The sequence below is a fragment of the Lactiplantibacillus mudanjiangensis genome, from assembly GCF_005405385.1.
GTDB lineage: Bacteria > Bacillota > Bacilli > Lactobacillales > Lactobacillaceae > Lactiplantibacillus > Lactiplantibacillus mudanjiangensis.
In genome coordinates, this window is sequence record NZ_BJDY01000004.1 from 499,733 (window position 1) to 523,916 (window position 24,184).

Sequence of the window (24,184 nt, forward strand, 5' to 3'; positions counted from 1 at the left end):
CTATGAATAGACTGAAATCAAAGATTATTTATAAGATTAAAAGAAATATAAAACTGAAAGATAATATAAAAATATTTTTAATGATTATACAGTTTCCTGTGGTTTTAGCTGCTTTTATCAGTTCAAAATTTTATAAAAAAAATATATGGCTTATTGGGGAGACCGGAAATGATGCGAAAGATAATGGTCTCGCCTTTTTTAGTTTTTTGGTTAAAGAGCATGCGGAGATCAATACGATTTACTATATTTCAGGTCAAACAGCCGCGGCTGATCATGTAAGAAATTTAGGACCAACCGTTGAAACTAATTCTTTTAGGCATAAGGTTGCGTTCATGTCTGCAAAGTATGTGTTATCTACTCATGATGGGTATTCGATTCCTTTTTTTGGAGCTAATTGGAGAGAATTTAAATTGGCTTATGGTTGGTTAGTTCCAGAAAAAAAATTTGTATTTTTAAATCATGGTGTTAATAAAGATGATATGGTTGAAAATACAAAGTATAAAAGAACAAAGTTTGATTTTTACGTAACGACAACAGAGGATGAATATAGAGAGATGACTTCTTCCAAATATGGGTATCCTTTGAATGATGTTGTGAAAACCGGACTTGCTCGTTACGATTTTTTGCTGGCTAATCGGGTTTCTTCTAAAAAAAAATATATTGTATTCATGCCAACTTGGAGATATTATCTAGCGGATGTAGATGATGAGGCGTTTGTTCAATCTACGTATTATAAGACTATCTATTCGTTTTTACATGATCCTAGACTAGATACGATACTCCATGAAAAAAAGTTGCAACTTTACTTTTTCCCTCCACACCATGAAATCCAAAAAAGAATCCATCTTTTTGATTTGTCTGGGAAAACAATACAATCCATCAATACTGAAGAAACTAAGTTTAGTGATGTAGTGACGAATTGTTCAATGATGATTACTGATTATTCAAGTGTCATTTTTGATTTTGCATACTTATATAAGCGTACGGCTTATTTTCAATTTGATCTGAATGAATATCGTGAGGGGCAATACAAGCAAGGATATTTTGACTATGATGAAGATGGATTTGGCCCGATCTATTCAGAAGAGAATGATTTAGTAAATGAAATTGAGAGAGCAAGTCTTATCGATTTTAGGATTGAAGAGAAGTATAAGAATAGAATTTCAAAAACTTTTACATGGCATGACAGAAAAAATTGTGAAAGGCTGTTTAATATATTAATAAAATGAAAAAAGAAAATTTATCTTTTGTGACTGTTATTGTTACTTATGGATCAAAGGCAAGGTTTAGTAATCTATCTAGGACAATAGATTCTGCTTTCAAAGGTGGCACTACTAAAGTTTTTTTAATTAATAATGGTTGCGAATATGACTTGCATCAGTGCATTGTTGAAGATTTTCCTACAGAGAAAATTGATGTTTTTGATTTTGAAGTAAATCAAGGTTCTTTAGTTGGTTTTCGAACTGGATTAGAATTAGTATTAAAGGATTCGAAGGTTAGTAACAATGATTACGTATTAATTCTTGATGATGATGTTATTTTAGATTCACAGTTCAAAAAAAATTTTATTTTTGTTGAAAATAAATTAAATAGCGTCCAACGTCATATTTGGTCACTGTTTCGTGAAGGACGGGATGGCTCAGTCTCAGAGAAATTTGATAAGAATAGCAAATATTATCAAAATAGTATTGCTGGATTTTCAGTTTTTCAAAGGTTTACACATTCAGTAACTATGAGAAAGGATAATCTGGGGCATCCTTTTTTTATTCCTTGGGCAGGAACTTTTATCTGTAAAAAAGATTTGGCCACTATTAAAATACCGAAAGTAGATTACTTTGTTTATGAAGATGATGCAGATTTTTCATTAAACATTAGAGAACAAGGCTATGAAATTTATCGGAGCTACGATTTAAAATTACGTGAAAGCTCTAGTTCATGGTTCGAGAACGGTAGAAAAACAGAGTCAGGGTATAAGTTGTTTTATGATGTAAACAATAATCCTGGAAGATTTTTGTACAAGATTAGGAATAATGTTTTTTTAATAAAGAATAGGATGACTACTAACGGATTATTATTTTATGTTAATATATTTATTTTTATATTAGCTGGATTTATTAGGTATGGTATTTTTGCTAGGCATGGTGTATCGAGACTCTTTCAATTGTGTGCGGCGGTTAGAGATGGGATGAGCGGTCACCTGGGGGAAAATAGAAACTGGAAACTATAATGGAGGTTAATTTAAGTGCTTTATATCAGTACAATGATTATTTGTCTTGTAGCTAGTCTATTTTTGAGTAAAACTAAAGTGCTAGGTTTTCTGGCATTAATGGTGCTGGCATACTTTGCTGGAGCTGCTAATCCTCTGACTACGATTGATTATCCAGTATATTTGAACCATTACAATTTGTTAGGTAGTGAAGTATCACCATTTGAAAAAGGATATACTCAGTTATCATTGTTGTTCTTTAATCATGGATTTGATTATGCGAGTTTTAGGATTTGCTTTGCCTTTTTAGCGTGTCTAATACTATTTTTGGGTGTTAGCCTTTTTATAAAAAACATTGCTTTGTTTGCGAGTATATACGGATTAACAGTTTTTTTTAATGATGCTACCCAGATTAGAAACTTAATGATGATTTCTTTGGTTATCCTCGGAGCCGGGCTATTGACGAAAAAAAAACGATCAATAAAGTTATTAGGAATTCTAATTCTGTGGTTCTCAACACAATTTCATGATCTGGGTTTTATTTTTCTTTTGAGTTTTGTTATTCTTTATTTTATGAGTATGGCTTTACTGCATCGATTATATAAATATATAGTATTTACCTTATTCGGACTAGGTTTTATTTTTTCGGTAGCAGGTAATTCTTCAGTCGTTAAAGTTCTTGCATCTTTTTTATCGAGGTTTTCATCTAGAAGTGATTCGGCAGCTAACGTTATTAATAGTTTTGGTAGAGGAACCAGTACGCGTATTATTGTTTTTATGTGGATAGCCCTAATAATTTATTCACTAGTGTTAATGGTGTTGCTGAACGCTGCAAGTAGTCTGGATATTAATAAAGATAAGTTAAAAATATTGTTTATCGGTAGTAGCGTAAGCATGACAGTTGCATTTTTAATTGTCTTAGCTCCAGATTATTCTAGAATTTCAAGAAATGCTTTTTTATTCTTATTAATATTGCTTTGTATGGTGATCGAACATAAAAAGTTTCTTGTAATTAGTTTTAAAAATGCACCTAAAATCGTTTTGATACTGGCTCTGTTAATATCTACGACCTATGTAAATACATCGATTTGGGGATCTGTTTACTACGATTCAATACCATATTTAGCAAAAATAAAAAAATGATCATGGAGGTAATCAGATGAAAATTGGTTCTGTCATTGTAACTTTTAATCCTAATATTGAACAATTAAGACAAGTTTTAGATGCTATTTCGACGCAAGTTATACAGATCGAGGTTATTGATAATCATTCTGATAATTTTGAACCAATTTCCATGCTGATTAATTTATATGATAATGTGAATTTGCTTAGATTGGATGCTAATCGTGGTATCGCCAAGGCACAAAATGTGGGATTTGAAGTTTTAGGTCAAGATAATTGTGAATGGGTGTTAACCTTGGATCAAGACACTATAGTACCCAATAATTATATTCATCAATTAAAAGAAATTATGCCAATTGATGATGCCGGAATTATCACTGGTGCGTATGTTGACTTGAAATGGAATACTAAAAAAATTAAAGAAATTAGAAAAGTTAGACGGCCCAATATTCAAGCAGTTGACGAAGAAATTTCATCAGGGAATTTGGTATTGATGGATGCGTGGAGAAAACTTAACGGATTTGATGAAGAGTTATTTATTGATTATGTTGATTTCGATTTTGATTATAGGTTAGTTAAAAATGGGTATAAGCTTTATCGAGTAAATAGTGCTGAATTTCAACATGAAATTGGAAGTCAGATTAAAGATAGTTGGCTGACTAAAGTGCTTTTTTTGAGTAAACACGAGCTTTTTGACCATTCGTCTATGCGACTCTATTATATTAATCGCAATAGATTGATCGTTAGAAGACGATATCCAGAATTTGGATCGCCGTTCCGAATGTTTTTACGTGAATTACTAAATTTGCGTGAAATCTTTGTCATGTCATTTCCAAAGATGAAAAAAATGAAATGTGCTATTGTAGGTATTGTACATGGACTGTTTTATAGATGAGGAGCTGAGTTAGTGAAAAAAAACGGTACACGTGCTTATGCCAGTAAAAAGAATGCATTGTATGGTGTGATATTTCAGTTTTTAACGTTAGCAATGTCTTTTATTGTAAGAAGTATTTTCATTCAACATTTAGGAAATGAATTTTTGGGATTAGATAGTTTATTCAAAAATTTATTGAATTTAATGTCTTTTACGGAATTAGGTATTGGTGTGGCAATTTCATCATCGTTGTACAAACCACTTGCAGATAATAATGTTGAACTGATTAAGGCGCTAATCCATCTATTAAAAGTTTTCTATAGATGGATTATAGGAATAATCATGCTTTTTGGTGTGATTATGACAGCAATTCTTCCAAGTTTAATTAATGGTGCAATGCCTGCAGGTGCTAGGGTTGCTTTTTGTTTGTATTTTTTAAATTCTGCGGCTACATATATGTTAGTTGTAAATAGAACGCTGTTGATCGCGGATCAAAAGGCGTATATAAACTCTATTAACCAATTTGTTTTTCTATTTTTACAACAAATTTTACAAATTATAATGTTAATCATAGGGTTAAATTATATTGTATATTTGGTCATTCAATTATTGGCCACTATTTTTTCAAATTTTTCTTTAGGTATACGAAGTAAAAAGCTGTATCCATATTTAGCTAGTCCTTTAAGTACGAAGATCCCGGCTAATGTAGTCCGGGATCTTAAGCGGAATGTAATTGGTATGATTTCTGCAAAATTTGGTGGAATAGTACTAAATAGTACTGATAACGTCGTTCTCTCAATGTTTGTGAATTTAGCAACTGTGGGGAATTATACAAATTACACTACTGTGATTAATGGACTTACTACTTTGGTGAATACTGCAATATCTGCAATTACGGCTTCAGTCGGCAATTTGGGTACGGAAGAAAATTATGAAAAAGAAAAAAAAATATTTTTTCAATTATACTGGGGGAATGCGATTCTACTGATGAATATATCATTTGGAATGTACTTCTTTTTTAGTGATTTCATAAAAATATGGGTAGGATCTCAATATCAGTTGGCAGATATAACGACACTTGCAATTATTTTTCTTTTTTTTCAGAATCAATTAAGGCAAATTGCGATTACTTTTCAAATTGCACATTCTCTGTTTTGGCAACAGCGATATAAGTCTTTGTTTGAGGCAGGTATTAATCTAATATTTAGTATTTTTTTTGTGAAAGTTTGTCATCTATCCATTCTGGGTGTTGTTATGGGAACAATTGCAAGTAACTTACTTATCAATATTTGGTGGGAGCCACTTATTGTATTTAAATCAGGGCTTCGTAGCAATATGAAGCGATACTGGTATTCTTTTTTTGCTGTTAATAGTATATTCATATTGAGTTTAATCATCATATACTTTACTAAATCTCTTTTTGCTAATGTCTTTGTTTTGGCTGGCTATTATTTAGTATTTAGTTTAATCTTTAATGGACTAATGCTGATTTTTGTAGCTGATTTTAGAACATTAGTTTTAAAAGTTTTAAGAAGGTAAGAGATTTAAGTAAATGCTTTTGAATATTGTTTAGTTAAAAGAAAATATGCTTGATAGATTTTGAAAGTGAGGAAAGTTAAAATGAAAGGGATCATTTTGGCAGGGGGCTCGGGTACTCGATTGTATCCGATTACAAAATCAATATCTAAACAACTAATTCCTATTTATGATAAACCAATGATTTATTATCCAATGTCGGTCTTGATGTTGGCTGGGATTCAAGATATTTTGATCATATCAACACCACAGGATACGCCGCGTTTTAAAGATTTGTTCAATGATGGACATAATTTGGGATTAAACATTTCGTATGCAATTCAAGATCAACCAAATGGACTTGCTGAAGCGTTTATAATTGGTAAAGACTTTATTGGTGATGATTCAGTTTGCTTAATCTTGGGTGATAATATCTATTATGGTGGTGGACTTTCTAACATGTTGCAACATGCTAGTCAAAAGCCTAAAGGTGCCACTGTCTTTGGCTATCATGTTAATGATCCTGAACGTTTTGGTGTAGTAGATTTTGACAAAGACATGCATGCAAAATCAATTGTAGAGAAGCCAGAACATCCAGCTAGCAACTATGCTGTTACGGGAATGTATTTCTACGACAATCAAGTTGTTGATATTGCAGAACATATTCAACCGTCAGATCGTGGCGAACTTGAAATCACAGATATTAATAAAGTTTATCTCGAACGAGGTGAACTCGATGTTGAATTAATGGGTCGTGGTTTTGCTTGGTTAGATACAGGGACTCATGATTCATTGCAGGAAGCAAGCAGCTTCATTGCAACTGTTCAAAAGCGCCAGAATTTAAAAGTGGCATGTTTGGAAGAGGTTGCTTATCGTATGGGCTATATTAATGCAGATAAAGTGTATGAGTTAGCTCAACCATTAAAGAAAAATGATTACGGTCAATATTTGCTTAGATTAATTGGGAGGGCATAATTTTGGGTAAGTTAAAAGTAACAACAACTAAGTTACAAGATGTTAAAATTATTGAACCAGCGGTCTTTGGTGACAAGCGAGGGTTCTTTACGGAAACCTATTCTGATCGTGATTTTAAAGCGGCTGGTATTGATTTTGATTTCATTCAAGATAACCAATCGTTATCTGCGGAAGCAGGTGTTTTACGGGGATTACATTTCCAACGTGGTAAGGCTGCGCAAACGAAGCTTATTCGGGTCGTTACTGGGGCTGTTTTAGATGTTATTGTCGATGTTCGTAAAGGTTCACCTACTTACAAACAATGGGAAGGTTACATTATCTCTGAAAGTAATCATCGTCAATTATTAGTACCACGTGGCTTTGCCCATGGGTTTGTTACTTTGACAGATAATGTTAACTTCTTATACAAGTGTGATAACTACTATGACGGCAGTGCCGATGGTGGGATTACTTTCATGGATAAAGATTTGAACATTAACTGGCCAATTGATTTTGATCAGGCGATTACTTCTGAAAAGGATGCTAAACAACCAACTTTTGCAGAATTCGAAAAAGACAATCCATTTGTTTATGGTGAAATTTAAGGAGTCGTTATGAGAAATCTATTAATCACAGGTGGGGCCGGGTTTATCGGTTCTAACTTTGTTCATTATGTTTATAACCATCATCCAGAAGTTAATATTACGGTTTTAGACAAGTTAACGTATGCCGGTAATAAAGCCAATATTGCTGATATTTTAGGTGATCGGGTTAAGTTAGTTGTTGGTGATATCTGCGATGCGCCATTAGTTGATGAATTAATGCAACAAACAGATGCCGTCGTGCACTATGCTGCGGAAAGTCATAATGACAATTCATTAAAAGATCCATGGCCATTCATGGAAACGAATATTATTGGGACTTACACATTGATTCAAGCGGCGCAAAAGTATAATAAACGATTCCATCATGTTTCAACTGATGAAGTTTATGGTGATTTACCATTACGAGAAGATTTGCCAGGTCATGGCGAAGGCGTTGGCGAGAAATTCACGCCTACGAGCCCATATAAGCCATCTAGTCCTTACTCTTCAAGTAAGGCTAGCAGTGACTTGTTAGTGCGTGCCTGGGTCCGCTCGTTCGGTCTACAAGCAACCATTTCAAATTGCTCAAATAACTATGGGCCTTATCAATATATTGAGAAGTTCATTCCACGTCAAATCACCAATATTTTAAGTGGAATTCGACCAAAACTCTATGGTACTGGTAAGAATGTGCGTGATTGGATTCATACTAATGACCATTCAGCTGCCGTTTGGACGATTTTAACTAAGGGTGAAATCGGTGAAACTTACTTGATTGGTGCTGATGGCGAAATGAACAATAAAGACGTTCTTGAAATGATTCTTGAATTGATGGATCAACCTAAAGATGCCTATGATACTGTAATGGATCGTCCCGGGCATGACTTACGGTATGCTATTGATTCAACTAAGTTACGGACAGAACTCGGTTGGCAACCAGAATTTACTGATTTTCGTTCTGGTTTAGCTGATACAATTAAGTGGTATCAAGAGCATGAAGACTGGTGGAAAGCAGATAAATCTGCGGTTGAAGCCAATTATGCTAAAAACGGTCAATAAACAGTAAGTGTTAACGAGAGAAGTGTCGCTGGACAGTTCTCTTGTTTTTTTAGGAGGAAAAGTTAATGGTTAAAGCAATGATTGTTGGCGCTAGTGGTCAATTAGGACAAGAACTACAAAAACTTTTGAATGAAGTTAAGTGGGATTATGTGCCTTTAACGGTTGAAGATTTGGATATTACGGATCGTGATAAGATTGATGAAAAAATCAAAGAAATTCAACCAACTGTTATTTTAGATGCTGCGGCTTATACGGCTGTTGATAAGGCTGAAGATGAAGGCAAAGAACTTAACTGGGTTGTTAATGTTGATGGCACTAAAAACTTAGCTGAAGCCGCTAAATCACATGACATTGAACTGGTTTATATTTCAACGGATTATGTTTTCGATGGGACTAAAGAAGGTTATTATCTTGAAGATGATCCAGCCAATCCAAAGAACGAGTATGGGCGTGCTAAGTGGGCTGGAGAACAAGCTGTGCGTGAAAGTGGCGCCAAGTACTATATTGTTCGAACCAGTTGGGTGTTTGGTGAATTTGGCCATAACTTTGTATTTACGATGCAGAACTTGGCGAAGACTCACGATACGTTGACAGTGGTTAATGATCAGATCGGTCGGCCAACCTGGACTCGGACTTTAGCTGAGTTTATGATTCATTTGTTGGATGTTAAAGCACCATTTGGCACGTACCAATTAAGTAATGATAACGAAGCCACATGGTATGATTTTGCTTGTGAGATTTTAAAGGATACTAATGTGACAGTTAAACCAGTTACGTCAGACGAATTTCCACAAAAAGCCTATCGTCCACGACATTCAATTATGAGTTTGGATAAGGCCAAGAATACTGGTTTTGTGATTCCTACTTGGCAAAAAGCTTTGTCTGATTTTTTAGAATCAATTAAATAATCGATTCTTATATTTTTTCGAATAGTATCTGGTCATTTTGAATGGATTCGGTGCCATTTATTTATCTTTAGTGTTTCTATTTTAGGATTCGAATATGTAAAACTACGATTAAATACCGTTTTAGTTGGTATTTAATCGTAGTTTTTATATTCAGTGATTATTTTGTTGATACAGCTCACTAGCCTTCATCAGCAAACTAGCTCGCCAATTATAAACAGTCCGCCGGCTAACGCCATGAGTGCGCATAATGTCGGCGACAGTTTGTTCTTCCAAAAAGAACTCGGTCAGATAAATTCGTTCGCCTGGTTTACATTGATCGAGCAGTTCAGTCAACAAATCGGTCAACTCCCAATGTTGTTCGCGCGCTTGCATCGGCACGATGCTCATATCCACCGCATGATCCAGTGGAACTTGATGGTTAGTCCGCAACGTTTGTTTCCGCAAGTAATCCACGGTTCGCCATTTAATCCGACGAAAGGCAAACTTCCGAAAGTCGGCGAGATTAGCGGGTAAATCTGGTTCAAAGTTCTGGTAAGCCGACAACCAAGTCAAATGTGCCACGGTGACGCAATCATCAAAGTGGGCATGTCCACGGGTGACGTTAGCGGCTTTTAGAGCACCATAGAGTAGTCGTTGGTGTTCAGGTTGGGCTAAGAGGTCAAAAGCTGCTTTATTTTCAAAACGATCAGTTCGCATAGCATTATCCTTTGTGAGATGTATTTACCTCGGCCAAGGTTGCATTCAGTATAGCCGGATGCTAACCAAGCAAACGACTCACAAAAACGCCTAAATTGGCTAAAAAACGAACTAAAAGGATACAATTTGTAGCATTGGTAGGATTTTGGAACTTTAAAGTTGCAATTTTTAAATGATTAAGGCAATCTATAAAAATGATAAGTGTTTAACTAATTTATAATGAATGAAGATGACGAGCAAGCCAGGCAAATAAAGGAGTCAGCAACATGGATACAAAGTATGATTTTCGGCGTTACCGCAATAAACAACAATGGCCAGCAACAGAGACAAGCTATGATCTAACTGATTTAGCTGGACTAGTCAGTCGAAGCGAACGATTAGATGGGGCGCAAGTGGACTATTTACAGACTTTCTTTGTGCTTGACACGAGTCAGTTAGCAGTAGAGGTCAATGCGGTGATCCTAGATAGTCAGCGGGGCATCATCAGCACGATCCAAACCGTGCCACAATTGATGCGACAAGTCGCGTTAAAGTTACGTTTCGGAGCGCAACAACAATTACGCGAACTAGTGGATAGTTTGGGATTAACGCCATTTAAGTTACCGTTGATTTGTGGGGATATGCAGTTTATTCCGATGACGTTTCGTCATTTTGCCGGGCGTCATTGGTTTGGGGCGCATCAATTTAATTTTGCTACGACTTTGCCGACGGGCACTGGAACGCTACTACAGTTGTGGAATGGGTTGCATTTAGCGTTACCGGTTTCAAAACGAGCGTTGGGACATCAAGTTCAACGGGCCAAAGTATTACAACAGCGTTTAGCTGCGGATCGCGCGTACTATGATCGCTTTAATTATGGCGGCGCTATCGGTGGTCAGCGATTAGCGCCGGAACTAGTGCAAGCGAGTTATCGGAATTTTAGCCAACATTTGAATGTGGTTTGTTATGATGCGCCACTGGATCATCATGATTTAGAAGAGACATTGGCGGATTACTTTGTGGTTCGGGTGTGATAATTTTGATAAAGGCTTAGGCGTTAGCTAGGGGAGTAGCTGACGTTTTTTTGTTGTCAAAATGAATTATTTTTGATTGAACTGGTAAAACGACAAGTGGTGTCGGGGTGTTGTGCTAGAATAGCGTTGCTAAGCACGGGTAAGGTGATTTGATGGCTGTGTGAGTAAACGTGAAGGGAAGTTTTAGAATGTTAAAATTACCATTTAATGAATTGGATAGTTGGGCACTTTGGAATACGCCAGCAGATGATGAGATTCGGGGGAAAGATGCCAAAGCGGTTGAAGCTTTGTTTGGTGAAGCTTATCAGGAGAATCATTTTCCAAGTGAACAATTACCTAGTGATTTGAAAGAAGCTGTGGCTAGTACCAAGTATGTGTTAGTTGGTTTGAACCCAGGCAATGCAGCGGTTGAACGGAAAAGCGATGTGCCATTTTTGAATTTCCATGGTGCCAAGAAGAGCCTGGATTATCGGATGGCAGCGGCCGTTTATGGGACTGAAGTTTGGGGTGCCTTGATGACTGACTTAGATGGCACGATTGAAAGTGACAGTCGCAAGATTAAAGTTGGTCAATTACAGGTGGCGGCGTTAGAACACCATCTAGATGAATTAGGTGTGTCGAAAGATGCTAAGTTAATTGCGATGGGCAAGGCGGCCTATGAGACGTTAAGCAAATACAGTCAGCATTCGGTCTATAAGGTGGCCCATTATTCGGGTACTAACAGTGGGGCTGGGCAAGGTCGGTGGCAAGCTGATAGTGCTAAGGCAGCGGTGTTGGCGGCTGTTGCGGGATAGAATAGCAAAGTGATTATTGGAAAAGATTTTGGCGGCATGTCGGAATCTTTTTTTATTATGAAAGGACATATCGAAGGAACATGCTAAAGTAAGCTATTAAAAAATTATTTGATTTTTGTGATGAATATAGTGAAATCTAAGTAGATGGTGACAATATTCTTTGCTTGGAATACTTGACTGAAAGTTAAAAAACGTTGCAAAAATGCGACAAATCGTTTATAAGCTTGTTTGGTATGATACTACTAAAAGTAGATAAAGTGCCTTAGAAAGGCTGCTGTTCCTTTTGAGGCTATTTGATAGGTTGATTAACGTAACTATAAGTGATAGTATTACTATATGTGAAAAGCCCCATCGAATAGTTGGCCCTATTCGATGGGGTGGAACATCTTGTCATTTTAACATGACAATTGGTAAATTATATTATACACATAATACACATTTAGTATATTACCATTTAACGTATGTAATTTCAAATTTGAAATTACATACGTTAAAGTGTTCCACCCGGGGACTTTTTACAAATTCCTTTAAATTAAGGTGGAGTCGAAATATGGAACATTTTAATAATTCTTCTGATTCTAATGATCAGGAGTACTATAATGCTCGGTTGGATCAGGATGAACGAAGATTTATCAACCCCGATTTGTTTAAGAACTATCACGGTGTAAATTTCGATGCTAAAGCGGCAACGTTACAAATTAAGAACTTTTTAGCGGATGTTTTTGCACTTTATGCGAATGGAAATGTGAAAGCTGCTGCAAAGCTGCTTGCAATTCCAAAAGAAGTTAATGCGACTAGAATCGGATATGGAATTAATCCGTCTAAAGGTCGGGGAACAAGCTGGAAGATCTTAAATGATGTAATGTTGACAGTTATTAAATCTGATCTTAATTTACAGGCAGTCGAAGGTAGAATTCAAGTTATTGCACTGTTGGCACCTGATTTCGGACCTGATCGTTTATCTGATTTAATAACTAATTTAATTAGTTTACAGTTGGTACATTTTACGCAAGCGGTGTGTCGTGAAGAAAAAGTTAAAATGCCAGGTAAACAGACCATTAAGTATTATGATGTTCAGAAAAAGACTTGGAAGGAAAAAGTGGCGGAATTACCGATTGATAATTCTGGCAGAACGATTATTTTAATTCCAGTCGAGTGTGTAGTTGAATCGTATAATTTCAGTGCAATTGATTTTGTGAAAAAAACGATTCTAACAGCTAGACAGGAACAGTTGAAACTTGAGGGAAAGAAAGCCAGTAAGCAGGATTTAATTAAAAGTGAGATTGATCCTCTCGGTGTTGATAAATACAAAAAGTACGCTCTGGAAAATATCAAAAGCGATCCTGTGCTTCTTGAAGAATACTTGCATCGAATTGGATTATTTGCCTGAGTAAGAAATTTAGTTAATTTTATAAAGCACTTGTTGTGTGGTTCTAATTTTGACCATGCGGTAAGTGTTTTTTTATTAGGTAGAAATTTTTGAAAATGTTGTCATAACCGATTCATTCACGATAAAATAGTTATAAAGAGCTGACTTCTTGAACGGAGAATGTGTAATGAGAATACAAAATTTGGGTCCAATTAAAGATGCAAGGATAAAAATGAATCGAATGACTGTTCTTGTTGGTGCCAACGGGATGGGGAAGACATTAGCTGCGTATAGTTTATTTGCATTTAGAAATTGGCTTGAAACGAGTTTTAAACCTGATGTTGTTTCAACAAAGGATACTAAAAAACTATTAACAGATAAACAATTAATACTGCCAGTTGATACATGTGCTGAAAAGGTAAGGGAGCAAGTATTAGCAGAGTTTAATGAGTTGAATTCTAATAGCGATTATTTTGTGAACTTTTTTCGGGATTCAGAGGTTTATGTTAAAGGGAAAACTAAAATAGAAATTGAGAAAGCTGATGTTGATGAAAAACAGTTTCAATCAAATGCTTTGGCTGGTAGCCGATGGAGGTTGAATGATTTTAATGACTTCAATAATGTAGGTGGCCTTAATAAGAAAAACTATAATATTGTTCGAGTAGAACTAGATGAATTAAGTAGTAGTCTTGTAGCAACCTATGAGGGTATAGAAATTAACGATATTGATAATTCTATGATCAATGAATTTACTTCGTCGGTGAATGGTATTATTAAAGAAATTATTTTGGACCCAAGTTCAAGTTTTTATATGCCAGCTGAAAGAATTGGTATCAATGTTTTTAGAACTCAATTAAATAATCAAATAATAAATGATATTTTTCGAAATCCCAGCCATATAGTTGATGAGAAAACAAATTATGTTGAACGTTATCCGTATCCAATTGAAGCTTATTTGAAGTTTATCAATAATGCTTTGAGCTCAATAAGTAGTTCGGGACAAAAACAAGATTTGTCTCTATTTGTATCCGTTGATACGGCTGAGATTATCAAACGTCTGATACCTGGAGAATTTACTTATAATCGTGATACGAATACATTGGCTTATAATTTATCGGATACTAAGGAACAGAGATCAGAGCTTACTTTTAATTTGCTATCTTCTTCATTAAAATCTTTGTTTGGGATAGACTTGTTTTTGAAAAATCTTAAGGAAGGTTCGACATTGTTTATTGATGAACCCGAAATGAACTTACATGCTGCACGACAAAAAGATATTATAGATGTGTTATATACTTTAATTCCATCTGCAATTAATACGGTATTATCAACACATAGTGATTATCTTGTTAAAGCTTTGATAAATAATATGTTGAAATCTAAGCTTGAAGGTCATCCTGAGACAGCAGAGAGCGTTTCAGTCTATCAGTTTAAAGATGGTACGATTGAAGATTTAGGTGACATCAGTGATGAACAAAGCAACTTAGATAACTTCGATGCTACCACGGATGCTATAAATGATGAGTATTATGACTTAATGGAAAAGCTGGCAAATAAATCTGGTGATCAACATGAAAGATGATTACTTCAACCGATTTAATCAAGTGATTTCAGACGAAGTTTATCAACAGCAAAGTAAGGATAAGCGTTTGATTCAATCCATTCATGAAGAAGATTATGAATTTGATCTAAGTTTTATTGTTGATAGTGATCATGCGGTGGCATTTCGATTGGAAGATTTTAAGAAAGCGGCTCACTATTTAAATGGTCATGATCGAGCAGCGGGAAAAGATAATGACTGTACCGTTATTGATGATAATATTTATCAGTTTGAAGTGAAATATGTTAAGCATATTGGTAATGCGACGCCTAAACCACAATTTATTGGTGGATTGCAATGGTTACGACATTTATTATGGTTGGTTGCGGCTAGTGATGACAAGTTGTTAGATCGTATTAGTCAGTTAGCAGTATATAATATTGTGATTTTTATCCCTAGACGTAACCGTGGAATGTCTCGACATGTGAAAGGTGCCAGGTTTGAGGAGAAAGGTGATCATTTCTTGTTAACGCTAGATAGTCCTAGAGTTAAAAAAGTTGATATAACAGCTTTTAAGCAAAAAATGGGACGAACAAGAAACTGTGTCACGTTAACCGATGAACCTAGTTTAATTTAAGCAAGCTAAAAGGCCAGCCAAAGTTGAATGTTAACTTTGATGGCCTTTTTTAGTACCAAACATTATGAGGTCTAATTCGTACCCAATGCATCTAAGCGGTGTTACCGTATTTATGAGGTGAAGTTTATGTCAAATATTGGAAAAAAAGTGACAATTTCTGCCGAAGTCACCTTAACAGAAAAGCAGCGGGCCATGGAACTATTTGATGATTTAGGCCTTGATCTCTCAACGGCCATTAACATCTTCATTAAGAAGAGTATCGCTGAAGGTGGTTTGCCGTTTGAGATTGAAGATCCATTTTATAGTAAAGCTAATCAGGAAGAACTTAATCGGCGTTTTAAAAAGATAACTGGGGACTGAGATTGCTTAATTTGTGCCAAATTGTGTAATTACTAAGTTTTTAAAGAGTATTTTCCGTTACCTGGTACTATTCCGCTAACATTCACGGTACAATAACAACAGAAGGCACCAACAGACAAAAATCCAACACACAAAGGATGTTAACGACGATGGACGACAATGGTATTCAAGTTTTCCCAGCGGACTACAATTTTTCATACCATTTAATACTGCAACGCGGCACAGAACACTATGCTTATTACTACTTTAAAGTCGATAAGTTAGATCAACGGGTCATCTTCTATGATGACGTGGAGCGTAGCGGGATTTCAATTAAAACGCAGATCACGCGGACATTTATGCGCAATTTGGTCAAAGCGATTGATTGGCATCCGGTCGGTAACAGTATCATTGTTGAAATTTATAACGTTCAAAAAGAAACATCCAAACTCACGCGGTTGGCATGTGACATTTAAGTGAGGTGATAACGATGCAAGCACAGCATATTCGGAATATGTTAGTGGCAGCAATGGTCGCCGATGCTTTTGGTGTGCCAGTTGAAGGGCAACGCCGCGATACGTATCAGGTCACGACTATGACGAGTGGCGGTGTTTGGCACCAACCGGTCGGCAGTTGGTCAGACGATACGGCGATGTCACTAGCATTAATCGATCATTTAACGGTTGGTGGGACTTATGCGGATTTAATGGAACGCTTCGCAGCCTATATGTTTAAAGGTGCCTACACGCCCACTGGCAATGTATTCGGAATGGGACAGACTTGTCGCGTGGCGATTCAGCGCTATGTTCACGATCAAGTTGAACCGACCAAGGCGGGTAGTGATGATGAGCTGAGTAATGGTAACGGGGCTTTGATGCGATTGGCACCGTTAGCAATTGTGTTAGCTGATGAGCCGAGCTTAACGAAACGGTTGCAACTAACTCACGATTATACGTGTTTGACTCACCGCCATCCGCGTGCGATTTTAGCCAGTGATATTTATTTGGAATTGTTGCATGCCTTACTGAACGGCGCCACTTGGTCACAAGCATTAAAGACAGCTGCGACGGTTTTACCGGTGGCGTTACAAAAACAGTCGGCTATTTTGAACGAATGGCCAGCATTTAAACGGTTATGGCAATCTGGCTTCGGTCAATTGCCACGGACAGCGATTCGTTCAACAGCGTATGTGGTGGACACCTTGGAAGCGGCCGTTTGGGTAAATCTCAACAGTACTGAGCTATCAGCAGCCATTCAGTTGGCAGCTAATCTCGGTGGCGACACGGATACGATTGCGACCATCAGTGCCAGTTTGTTTACGGCGGTTCATCCCGCAGCGATGGTACCGCTAGCGTGGGCCCAAGCGCTAAATCATGGTGAGATTGCGGATGAATTGATCAGGCCATTTGTGGCGCGAGTGACAATGACTTAGTAATAGCTCACAAAAGATTGTTTGAACTTTAAAATTATTATAGTATTAACAATAAAAACGCGACTAATACCAATTAGCCGCGTTTTTGCTTGCTTAAATTCCCTTGAAACTAATGTTAAGAATTTAATAAATTAGGTTAAAGTTATGGTAAAGTATTAAATGGGTATTTTAAGTCTAAAAAGGGAGATAAAGGGTTATGCAACAGCAATTATATCAAGCCGCCGATGATCGTCAGGGTGGCAGTTTTTGTCCCAATTGTGGGCAGCCGGTCGCGGTGGGCGATGACTTTTGTGGTAGTTGTGGGTTTAACTTAAAGGCCGACACGACCACAACGCCAACTGAATCAGCGCCTGAAACAGCATCATCAACTGCGACGCGCAGCACCAGCCGATCACATCGGCAGTTACCGCGCTGAGCGTGGATTACGATCGGGGTCGTTGTCGTGATTTTAGTGGGGAGTTATTTATTTGGCCGCAATTATTATTCGCGCACTAATCAATTAGCACGGGATGTGGCCGCGTTGAAGAGTGGTAAGAAAGGTCTGTATCAACAATTTACGACCACCGATCCGTCACTAAAATTATCGGATAAAACGTTAAGTCCACTCGTCGATCGGTTCAAATCAAATCCGCAAGCGTTAGCGACTTTTCAACGACAACTCCAAACGGGATCGATGACCACGGATGGGTTGTTCCAATATAACGTGACCGGCAAAAAGTGGCTCTTCTTTGATCGCTATCAGATCAAGGTTAAGCCGCTCTATGCCACATTGACCACCAATCGCGTGGGTGCGCAACTTAGTGTGAATGGTAAACGTGTCGCAACGAGTCAATCGACATCATACGCCCATAAGTTTGGGCCATATGTGCCCGGCAATTACAAACTTATGGCAGTTGGCACGGTCAACAGTCAGCTATTGAAGAACACGGGCACGGTTTATTTACATGAAAACAACGCCAACTACAACTTAGATTTACGGACCATCTCATTTACCGTTAGTGGCACGCCGCAAACCAAGATTTACTTGAATCAGCATTATCAAGGCACGCTTGGGAGCAACGGGACGTTAGCGATTAAGGATGCGGCCTGGTCGAGCAACCTGGAATTAACGGGTAAATATACGGTTGGCAAGCAGACGATCACGTCCAAATCAACCAAGATTACGAGTGACGACGCTGACGAAACGGTGAGTGTTGATTTTCCGGGGACGATGAGTAAATCGGATGCGGGAGATTATTTGAACGGTTTATTCACGGCGATTAGCGGCTACACCAATGATGGTGATTTAGCTGATGCAACCGATGCCGATGACAAAGGTCTCGACAGTTACTTTGCCGATGGCACGAGCAATGCCGACTATCAAGGCTTTGCCAAGATGGCGAAAGGCTACTACGACGATGATGATGTCCTCAGTGTGACGTATACACCAACTGTATTAGCGGTCACACCGTCAACTAAGTCTCAAAGCCAGATTACTTATGATGTGAAATACGAATTTGAGAATTCTAAAGATAGTCGGATTCAAGTTTTCCGTTATACAGCCACGGTTGAAAAAGATGGCAGTGACACCAAGATCATCAAGATTACACCGGCACAAAAGATTCGGTCGTATACCTCAACTGATGACGATGATTAACACAACCAAAAAAAGGGAGTCGATTTAATATGCAAAAATTTTGTCCAAACTGCGGGGAAGAAACTGACGGGAATACACGTTTTTGTACCCATTGTGGCTATGACTTACAAGCTGATCAAGCGACAGAAACCACTGAAGCACCCAATCAAACGACCACTGATGACCAACCAACGGCTACACCAACTAATGACCGAGTGGCCCAAGTTCAAGCTTATTCAAAGAATTATTTCAAATGGTTAGTGGATTCATTCAAAAAACCAGACTTAGAAGAACCCGGTGAACGATATTTTGGGATTATCTCAATGGTTTTGAGTGCGTTGCTATTAACGTTTGCAATTGTGGCGGCATTTAACCGTTGCATCAAACAAATTAATGCTTCCGCTGCGAGTTCAGTAGTTGTGTTGAAAAACTTGTCATTTGGCATGGACTTCAAGTTCTTCATGTTAGTGCTAATCGTCATTCTGTTTTACGTGGTGATCGGCTATGGCGCTAGTGCGTTAGGAAACAATCAAGAGACACGCTTGAATTTCTTTGACTATTTAAATCGATTTGCCCATCTAACCAATATCGGCTTGATTTTAAACCTCATTCTGATTATCTCAGTGTACACGATTACCTTCAACGTCAACAGTCCATTAACGTTCTTCAAGCAACTTGGCTTTGCGATTGTTGTCTTAGCGTTAATCAGCGTGGTCTGGCAAGCTGGTTACATTATTGCGATTCATAAGTCGATCAAAACGCCAAGAATCGACAAATTCTTCATGGTGTTACTGGCTTTAATCGTGATGGCTATTGCACTTTATATTTTTGCCCGGATCGAATGGGAAAACTTGGCGTTAGATTTCGCCCAAGAATTTTCACAAGGCACGAGTGCTGGTAGTTTATTCAATTTATTTTAGGTTAGTTTTGGAGGAGTAAGCATGTTCTGTTCAAATTGTGGTAAAAAGGTGCCCACTGAGACGAAGTTTTGCCCTCATTGTGGCGCTGACTTGCGTGATAAAGCTGCGATAACTGCGACGGCAACACGTCCCACGCAGACCGTGACTGGTCAATCGTGGTGGCAACGGCTAAAGGCTTGGGTGTTAAAGTTACGTCATCCTTGGGTTGCAGGGATTGGTGTGTTGTTAGTTGTGCTAGTGATTAGTGGTGTCGTTTATCGGCATCATAGTTTTCGGGCGACGGTGGAACGTTATCCAAGTTGGGTGTTAGCGACGAAAGATGAGTTAACCAATAACAGTAGTGGCACAGCTGCTAAGTTAAGTTTCCGTGCCAATGGTCGTCTCTATGCGAATCAAGATAGTGATGGCGATAAATTAACGGATGCGTTAGCGGCTAAAGTTGAAGATTCTGGGACTTGGCACGGTGATCATAAAACAGTGACCGCTAATCTACAGTCAACCGATTCCAGTACCCCAACCAAATTAGTCTTTACACGACTAAGCAAGTTCAGCACTACTTTTAACGGGATTAAGTTTAACGGTTATCAGGTACGCATGGACATGTCTGAGTCCGGCGATCATGAAAGCGAAAACTTATATCTGATTCACAACTAATGGAGGCGTAAACATGACACACACACAACAACGTTTTTATCGGGCCGCCGATGATCAGGCCAGTGGGGCGGCGACCTTTTGTCCAAATTGTGGCGCTAAAGTCACGGCCAGCGATGAGTTCTGTGGCAGTTGTGGCTTTAACTTAGCCCAATACAATGCTGATCCAGAACATGCCACTACGACCAATACGGCGACTGCTGATGAAGGGACAACTACGACGCGTCAGGCCGCACATCAAGGATCGACTAAAGCTAAGACTACGGCACCACGAACAGGTAAAAAGTTGCCTAAGTGGGCTTGGTGGCTGATTGGGTTCATTGCAGTTCTACTGATTGGTGGTATTCTGTTTGGTCGCAACTATTACAGTCGTTCAGCGCAACTTGATCGGGCCGTGACGGCATTGAAGACGGATCAAAGTGGCGTTGCCAAATACTTTACAAGTTCTGATCCGAGTCTAAAACTCAGCGATAAGAAAATGAAGCCGCTCGTTAAATATTTCAAGAAAAATCCGCAAGCATTAGCGACGTTTAAACGTCAATTGAACACGGGTCAAACGTCTGATCAACGGTTTACGTATCAATTAAATGGTAAAGCTTGGCTATTTTTTGATAAATATCAGATTAGCATCAGGCCAGTGTACGCAACGGCGAAAACCAACCGGGTTGGTGCCAAGATTACCGTCGATGGCACCACGGTAGCGACATCAAAGAGCACCAGTTACAGCAAGCAATTAGGGCCATTGGTGCCAGGGCTTTACACGATTGCGTCATCCGGGACTGTTAGCGGTAAAAAGATGACTAACAGTGGTGATTACACGATTAAAGATGACAATCAATCGATTGACTTAGCTTTACGGACGATTTCATTTACCGTTGAAACGGCGCCGAAGACGGTTATTTATATTAATGGTAAGAAACAAGGAACGGCTGATTCAACTGGTGAACTCACTGTGAGTGAATTACCTTGGTCAGGTAACTTGGAAGTAACGGGGATTTATAAGCACGGGTCTTCAACGGTCACCTCAGAAGCCTACAAAGTGACGAGTGATGGTGAAGAAGTTGCCTTGAAATTCGCTGGGGTGATGAGTTTAGACGATGCTGACACGTACATGGATAACTTATTCTCAGCGATCCAAGATATGTCGAATAGTGGTGAAGAAAGCGATGCGACTGATCCCGATGGTCGAAGCTTGGACGACTATTACACCGATGGTACTGATAATCCGCAATACAAAGAAATGGTGCGGATGGCTAAAGGGTATTATAACGATGACGATTTGACGGGGATTGAATATGATGCCGAAGTCCGTGCAGTGGCCCCAATTAGCAAAAACAAATCAATCATCACGTATTACTTAACATATCGCTTTGCGACTGATAGCGGCACTCATTTACAAGAGTTTAGTTATGACGCCGAAACGGAAAAACAAGATGATACTTACCGGATTATCAAAGTGACTGGTGGGCAAAAGATTCGTGATACACACGAAGACGATTAGGAGACTTATAGATGTTAAATGAACGGTATCGGGTTTGCCCGAATTGCCAACATGAAAATGGCAATGACGCCAACTTTTGCTTGAGTTGTGGCACCAAACTGGATGCGGCAGCGACAATGGTTAAATTACCGCATGCTGGCGATCAGAAATTTGCACATCCAACGGTGTCTATAACACCTGAGGAACAAGCGGCGATTGATCAGTTAATGATCACGAATGGCACGATTCCAAATGGTTACACTCGTGGTGGATTGGTGTTCGCTGATGGAGATAATCATGGTGAAGGTGGCTATAAAGGCGCTTGGGAAGATTTAATGCTGAATTTATGGCGGCTATGTACAGGTAAGGACTATGCCGGTGTGGCTAATTTGACTATTGTGCCCACAGTTCGTGGTGAATACGTTCAATTATTTGCAACGGGCGATGCGCTAGTTAAGACGGTTTAAATGCGGAAGCACGATTGCTGAAAAGTGATCGTGTTTTTTTAGTTAGCTTCGATTTTTTGACGAACATATGTTCATTTTGGTGAGATTATGTTAAACTAACACTACTTTAATAACTGGAGGAGTTAACATGCAAGCTGATCAAATGCGCCAGTTTATCTATGCGGGGATTGTTGGCGATGCGATGGGGGTTCCAGTTGAATTCAATGAACGTGATACTTATCGGATTACGACAATGACAGGGCATGGGACTTGGGACCAACCACGTGGAAGTTGGTCAGATGATACGTCGATGACATTGGCTTTGATGGATAATCTGACTCATGACGGCACCTATGCAGATTTATTCGAAAAGTTTCAAGCTTATGTAATGTGGGGGGCTTATACGCCACGAGATGAAACTTTTGATATTGGTAAAACTTGTGCACATGCGATTCGTAATCGCTTCATCAATCAATTAGCACCAACTGAATGTGGTGATCCATCAGAATTTGCCAATGGTAATGGTGCCTTAATGCGACTGGCACCGTTAGCACTAGTCTTGGTTGATGAATCAGACTTAAAGACTCGCTTACAAGTAACGCGAGATTACACGGCGATGACCCATCGGCACCCCCGTACAATTCTTGGGAGCTATCTTTATTTGGAATTCTTACATGCGATGTTAAACGGACAGCCATTGCGGACGGCATTAGTGAAGGTGCCTACCTTAGTCAAATCAGCTTTGAAAAACGAACCAGCAGTATTGGCAGAATGGTCTCATTATGAGTTGTACTTAACGCCAGCTATTACTGAATTATCGCGGTCACAGATTCGGTCGACTGGCTATGTTGTTGACACTTTTGGGGCAGCTTTATGGTGTTGTGCGAAGGCCCAATCTGTTGCAGAAGCTATTTTATTAGCGGTCAACTTAGGCGGAGATGCAGACACGGTAGCGACGATTGCGGGTACATGGGCGGCAGCACGTTACCCAGCCCAGTCGATACCTAAAGAGTGGCAAGCAGCTTTATTAAATCAAACGCGACTGGCTGATTATATTGATCCTTTTATTTTAAAATTTAATGACTAAAAAAGCCCCCGCTAAGATCAATATGATCTTAACGAGGGCTAGGCAGATTTAATTAATTTTTAGGTACTTCAATAATGGGTGTTTCCACAGTTTCCACGTACTTCGCGGCGACTGGGGCGGCTAACAAATTGGCACCGTCTTTAACGAAAAGGTTGCTGGCGGCAAGGTCAGCCATGGCCTTAGCGACAACTTCTTTCGTGAGTCCGTCACTCGCATAGCGTAACTTCATATGATGGATCTTGTTGGTACTCGTTTTAAAGCTCATGTCTAAAGTTTTCATCAATTATATCCTCCTTGATTAAACGGCTGGGGTAGCGTGGTATTGGTGGTAACTGACGACGTTGGCGGTTTTAACTTGATCACCGGTTAAGGTTTCTAATGCAGTGTTAAACGTGGCGAGTTGGGCGTCAGTTGGATCTTGGGTTAAGGCGTTGAAGGCTTGCTTATGCTTTTCGCCGTCCTCGCTTAACAGTTCCATAACTAACGTTGATTTCATCCAAGTTTTATTCATGATGGTGCCTCCTGAGAAGTTTTTGGTAGGCTGGCCAGCTTACATAGATAACAACGGGGTAGGGTGCCAAATAGTGCAGATGATTAGATGAAAATTGTGCTATAGTCATTACTATGAAAGATACTAAAAGGCTTACGTATGGTAGAACCTCCGTCTATAATCTTAATCATCATATTATTTAGGTTACTAAATGCCGCAATCACGTTCTAAGAGGAAACGTTGAGCTTGTTTTGAAGAAAACATTGTTAGAAATAGCTTCAAAATATGGATTTAGTATCGAATATATGGAAATTGGTAAAGACGATCATATCCACTTATTAGTTAGCGCGTCACCAAAGTTATCTGTTACTAATATAGTACGCTGGTTAAAAGGTATTAGTGTGTGGCGACTATTTCGCGAATGTCCAGAACTGCAAAATATATTGATGACCA

The 24,184-nt window shown here is 38.5% G+C and carries 27 protein-coding genes and 1 pseudogene; 25 read left to right on the forward strand and 3 right to left on the reverse strand.

Features of this window, described 5'->3' with window-relative positions; translation table 11 throughout:
• Nucleotides 1–2 precede the first annotated feature (2 nt).
• From FFM84_RS10635 to rfbD, 9 genes are all read left to right on the forward strand, one after another.
• Nucleotides 3–1,229 carry a CDP-glycerol glycerophosphotransferase family protein gene (locus FFM84_RS10635; protein ID WP_130845233.1) on the forward strand — a complete coding sequence of 409 codons (1,227 nt, stop codon included), beginning with the start codon at nt 3–5 and terminating at the stop codon, nt 1,227–1,229.
• Nucleotides 1,226–2,227: a glycosyltransferase family 2 protein gene (locus tag FFM84_RS10640; RefSeq protein ID WP_130845234.1), complete on the forward strand. Its 1,002-nt coding sequence runs from the start codon at nt 1,226–1,228 to the stop codon at nt 2,225–2,227. Before FFM84_RS10635 ends, FFM84_RS10640 begins: the two co-directional genes overlap by 4 nt.
• Before the next feature lie 15 nt (nt 2,228–2,242).
• A complete protein-coding gene (locus FFM84_RS10645; protein WP_130845235.1) occupies nt 2,243–3,349 on the forward strand; it encodes an EpsG family protein in 1,107 nt (368 codons plus the stop codon).
• 16 nt (nt 3,350–3,365) lie between these two features.
• On the forward strand, nt 3,366–4,223 hold the full coding sequence (locus FFM84_RS10650) for a glycosyltransferase family 2 protein (RefSeq protein ID WP_130845236.1): 858 nt from the start codon (nt 3,366–3,368) through the stop codon (nt 4,221–4,223).
• A 12-nt stretch (nt 4,224–4,235) separates the two neighbouring features.
• Complete coding sequence (locus tag FFM84_RS10655; RefSeq protein ID WP_130845237.1) at nt 4,236–5,741, forward strand: lipopolysaccharide biosynthesis protein; 1,506 nt, start codon at nt 4,236–4,238, stop codon at nt 5,739–5,741.
• 81 nt (nt 5,742–5,822) lie between these two features.
• Nucleotides 5,823–6,692, forward strand: coding sequence for a glucose-1-phosphate thymidylyltransferase RfbA (gene rfbA / locus FFM84_RS10660; protein WP_130845238.1), 870 nt, complete (start codon nt 5,823–5,825; stop codon nt 6,690–6,692).
• A gap of 2 nt (nt 6,693–6,694) precedes the next feature.
• Nucleotides 6,695–7,276 (forward strand): dTDP-4-dehydrorhamnose 3,5-epimerase, encoded by a 582-nt coding sequence (rfbC, locus tag FFM84_RS10665; protein WP_130845239.1) that lies wholly within the window; start codon nt 6,695–6,697, stop codon nt 7,274–7,276.
• A gap of 9 nt (nt 7,277–7,285) precedes the next feature.
• The gene (rfbB, locus tag FFM84_RS10670; protein WP_130845240.1) at nt 7,286–8,314 is read left to right on the forward strand and encodes a dTDP-glucose 4,6-dehydratase; all 1,029 of its coding nucleotides are present in this window, start codon (nt 7,286–7,288) and stop codon (nt 8,312–8,314) included.
• Nucleotides 8,315–8,379: 65 nt separating this feature from the next.
• Nucleotides 8,380–9,222: a dTDP-4-dehydrorhamnose reductase gene (gene rfbD, locus FFM84_RS10675; RefSeq protein WP_130845241.1), complete on the forward strand. Its 843-nt coding sequence runs from the start codon at nt 8,380–8,382 to the stop codon at nt 9,220–9,222.
• 150 nt (nt 9,223–9,372) lie between these two features.
• Here rfbD and FFM84_RS10680 read toward each other — a convergent pair whose 3' ends face one another.
• Entirely contained in the window at nt 9,373–9,918 is a 546-nt protein-coding gene (locus tag FFM84_RS10680) for a sigma-70 family RNA polymerase sigma factor (RefSeq protein ID WP_130845242.1), read from the reverse strand.
• Nucleotides 9,919–10,184: 266 nt separating this feature from the next.
• On the opposite strand from FFM84_RS10680, the gene FFM84_RS10685 reads away from it, so the two are divergent.
• From FFM84_RS10685 to FFM84_RS10750, 15 genes are all read left to right on the forward strand, one after another.
• Nucleotides 10,185–10,931, forward strand: coding sequence for a hypothetical protein (locus FFM84_RS10685; protein WP_130845243.1), 747 nt, complete (start codon nt 10,185–10,187; stop codon nt 10,929–10,931).
• Nucleotides 10,932–11,119: 188 nt separating this feature from the next.
• Nucleotides 11,120–11,725: a hypothetical protein gene (locus FFM84_RS10690; protein WP_130845244.1), complete on the forward strand. Its 606-nt coding sequence runs from the start codon at nt 11,120–11,122 to the stop codon at nt 11,723–11,725.
• A gap of 550 nt (nt 11,726–12,275) precedes the next feature.
• Nucleotides 12,276–13,115, forward strand: a complete 840-nt coding sequence (locus FFM84_RS10695) for a DUF8370 family protein (RefSeq protein ID WP_130845245.1) — start codon at nt 12,276–12,278, stop codon at nt 13,113–13,115.
• Between the two features lie 166 nt (nt 13,116–13,281).
• Entirely contained in the window at nt 13,282–14,676 is a 1,395-nt protein-coding gene (locus FFM84_RS10700; protein WP_130845246.1) for an AAA family ATPase, read from the forward strand.
• Nucleotides 14,666–15,271 carry a hypothetical protein gene (locus FFM84_RS10705; RefSeq protein WP_130845247.1) on the forward strand — a complete coding sequence of 202 codons (606 nt, stop codon included), beginning with the start codon at nt 14,666–14,668 and terminating at the stop codon, nt 15,269–15,271. The genes FFM84_RS10700 and FFM84_RS10705 overlap by 11 nt, the downstream gene beginning before the upstream one ends.
• 126 nt (nt 15,272–15,397) lie before the next feature.
• Nucleotides 15,398–15,631: a type II toxin-antitoxin system RelB/DinJ family antitoxin gene (locus FFM84_RS10710; protein WP_130845248.1), complete on the forward strand. Its 234-nt coding sequence runs from the start codon at nt 15,398–15,400 to the stop codon at nt 15,629–15,631.
• A gap of 149 nt (nt 15,632–15,780) precedes the next feature.
• Entirely contained in the window at nt 15,781–16,086 is a 306-nt protein-coding gene (locus FFM84_RS10715) for a hypothetical protein (protein ID WP_130845329.1), read from the forward strand.
• A gap of 14 nt (nt 16,087–16,100) precedes the next feature.
• The gene (locus tag FFM84_RS10720; protein WP_130845249.1) at nt 16,101–17,042 is read left to right on the forward strand and encodes an ADP-ribosylglycohydrolase family protein; all 942 of its coding nucleotides are present in this window, start codon (nt 16,101–16,103) and stop codon (nt 17,040–17,042) included.
• A gap of 196 nt (nt 17,043–17,238) precedes the next feature.
• Entirely contained in the window at nt 17,239–17,457 is a 219-nt protein-coding gene (locus FFM84_RS16330) for a zinc-ribbon domain-containing protein (RefSeq protein WP_225425297.1), read from the forward strand.
• Nucleotides 17,458–17,484: 27 nt separating this feature from the next.
• Complete coding sequence (locus FFM84_RS10725) at nt 17,485–18,678, forward strand: zinc ribbon domain-containing protein (RefSeq protein WP_225425298.1); 1,194 nt, start codon at nt 17,485–17,487, stop codon at nt 18,676–18,678.
• Nucleotides 18,679–18,707: 29 nt separating this feature from the next.
• Entirely contained in the window at nt 18,708–19,577 is an 870-nt protein-coding gene (locus FFM84_RS10730; RefSeq protein WP_130845250.1) for a zinc ribbon domain-containing protein, read from the forward strand.
• Between the two features lie 21 nt (nt 19,578–19,598).
• Nucleotides 19,599–20,231 (forward strand): zinc-ribbon domain-containing protein, encoded by a 633-nt coding sequence (locus FFM84_RS10735; protein ID WP_130845251.1) that lies wholly within the window; start codon nt 19,599–19,601, stop codon nt 20,229–20,231.
• Between the two features lie 13 nt (nt 20,232–20,244).
• Nucleotides 20,245–21,729, forward strand: coding sequence for a zinc ribbon domain-containing protein (locus tag FFM84_RS10740; protein ID WP_130845252.1), 1,485 nt, complete (start codon nt 20,245–20,247; stop codon nt 21,727–21,729).
• Between the two features lie 11 nt (nt 21,730–21,740).
• A complete protein-coding gene (locus FFM84_RS10745) occupies nt 21,741–22,175 on the forward strand; it encodes a zinc ribbon domain-containing protein (protein ID WP_130845253.1) in 435 nt (144 codons plus the stop codon).
• Nucleotides 22,176–22,302: 127 nt separating this feature from the next.
• A complete protein-coding gene (locus tag FFM84_RS10750) occupies nt 22,303–23,241 on the forward strand; it encodes an ADP-ribosylglycohydrolase family protein (protein WP_130845254.1) in 939 nt (312 codons plus the stop codon).
• A gap of 52 nt (nt 23,242–23,293) precedes the next feature.
• Here the strand turns inward: FFM84_RS10750 and FFM84_RS10755 are convergent, their stop codons facing one another.
• Together FFM84_RS10755 and FFM84_RS10760 are read right to left on the reverse strand one after the other, a co-directional pair.
• Complete coding sequence (locus FFM84_RS10755) at nt 23,294–23,521, reverse strand: DUF2922 domain-containing protein (RefSeq protein ID WP_130845255.1); 228 nt, start codon at nt 23,519–23,521, stop codon at nt 23,294–23,296.
• Between the two features lie 18 nt (nt 23,522–23,539).
• On the reverse strand, nt 23,540–23,752 hold the full coding sequence (locus FFM84_RS10760; protein ID WP_130845256.1) for a DUF1659 domain-containing protein: 213 nt from the start codon (nt 23,750–23,752) through the stop codon (nt 23,540–23,542).
• A gap of 113 nt (nt 23,753–23,865) precedes the next feature.
• Between FFM84_RS10760 and tnpA the strand changes: the two are divergent.
• A pseudogene (tnpA, locus tag FFM84_RS16440) lies at nt 23,866–24,168 on the forward strand (IS200/IS605 family transposase); the annotation flags it as partial.
• Nucleotides 24,169–24,184 lie beyond the last annotated feature (16 nt).

Excerpts from the sequence above, each read along its gene's own strand:
- FFM84_RS10635 (WP_130845233.1), top strand. The coding sequence starts at position 3 with ATGAATAGACTGAAATCAAAGATTATTTATAAGATTAAAAGAAATATA.
- FFM84_RS10640 (WP_130845234.1), top strand. The coding sequence starts at position 1,226 with ATGAAAAAAGAAAATTTATCTTTTGTGACTGTTATTGTTACTTATGGA.
- FFM84_RS10650 (WP_130845236.1), top strand. The coding sequence starts at position 3,366 with ATGAAAATTGGTTCTGTCATTGTAACTTTTAATCCTAATATTGAACAA.
- rfbA (WP_130845238.1), top strand. The coding sequence starts at position 5,823 with ATGAAAGGGATCATTTTGGCAGGGGGCTCGGGTACTCGATTGTATCCG.
- rfbB (WP_130845240.1), top strand. The coding sequence starts at position 7,286 with ATGAGAAATCTATTAATCACAGGTGGGGCCGGGTTTATCGGTTCTAAC.
- rfbD (WP_130845241.1), top strand. The coding sequence starts at position 8,380 with ATGGTTAAAGCAATGATTGTTGGCGCTAGTGGTCAATTAGGACAAGAA.
- FFM84_RS10680 (WP_130845242.1), bottom strand. The coding sequence starts at position 9,918 with ATGCGAACTGATCGTTTTGAAAATAAAGCAGCTTTTGACCTCTTAGCC.
- FFM84_RS10685 (WP_130845243.1), top strand. The coding sequence starts at position 10,185 with ATGGATACAAAGTATGATTTTCGGCGTTACCGCAATAAACAACAATGG.
- FFM84_RS10690 (WP_130845244.1), top strand. The coding sequence starts at position 11,120 with ATGTTAAAATTACCATTTAATGAATTGGATAGTTGGGCACTTTGGAAT.
- FFM84_RS10695 (WP_130845245.1), top strand. The coding sequence starts at position 12,276 with ATGGAACATTTTAATAATTCTTCTGATTCTAATGATCAGGAGTACTAT.
- FFM84_RS10700 (WP_130845246.1), top strand. The coding sequence starts at position 13,282 with ATGAGAATACAAAATTTGGGTCCAATTAAAGATGCAAGGATAAAAATG.
- FFM84_RS10705 (WP_130845247.1), top strand. The coding sequence starts at position 14,666 with ATGAAAGATGATTACTTCAACCGATTTAATCAAGTGATTTCAGACGAA.
- FFM84_RS10710 (WP_130845248.1), top strand. The coding sequence starts at position 15,398 with ATGTCAAATATTGGAAAAAAAGTGACAATTTCTGCCGAAGTCACCTTA.
- FFM84_RS10715 (WP_130845329.1), top strand. The coding sequence starts at position 15,781 with ATGGACGACAATGGTATTCAAGTTTTCCCAGCGGACTACAATTTTTCA.
- FFM84_RS10720 (WP_130845249.1), top strand. The coding sequence starts at position 16,101 with ATGCAAGCACAGCATATTCGGAATATGTTAGTGGCAGCAATGGTCGCC.
- FFM84_RS16330 (WP_225425297.1), top strand. The coding sequence starts at position 17,239 with ATGCAACAGCAATTATATCAAGCCGCCGATGATCGTCAGGGTGGCAGT.
- FFM84_RS10730 (WP_130845250.1), top strand. The coding sequence starts at position 18,708 with ATGCAAAAATTTTGTCCAAACTGCGGGGAAGAAACTGACGGGAATACA.
- FFM84_RS10735 (WP_130845251.1), top strand. The coding sequence starts at position 19,599 with ATGTTCTGTTCAAATTGTGGTAAAAAGGTGCCCACTGAGACGAAGTTT.
- FFM84_RS10740 (WP_130845252.1), top strand. The coding sequence starts at position 20,245 with ATGACACACACACAACAACGTTTTTATCGGGCCGCCGATGATCAGGCC.
- FFM84_RS10745 (WP_130845253.1), top strand. The coding sequence starts at position 21,741 with ATGTTAAATGAACGGTATCGGGTTTGCCCGAATTGCCAACATGAAAAT.
- FFM84_RS10750 (WP_130845254.1), top strand. The coding sequence starts at position 22,303 with ATGCAAGCTGATCAAATGCGCCAGTTTATCTATGCGGGGATTGTTGGC.
- FFM84_RS10755 (WP_130845255.1), bottom strand. The coding sequence starts at position 23,521 with ATGAAAACTTTAGACATGAGCTTTAAAACGAGTACCAACAAGATCCAT.
- FFM84_RS10760 (WP_130845256.1), bottom strand. The coding sequence starts at position 23,752 with ATGAATAAAACTTGGATGAAATCAACGTTAGTTATGGAACTGTTAAGC.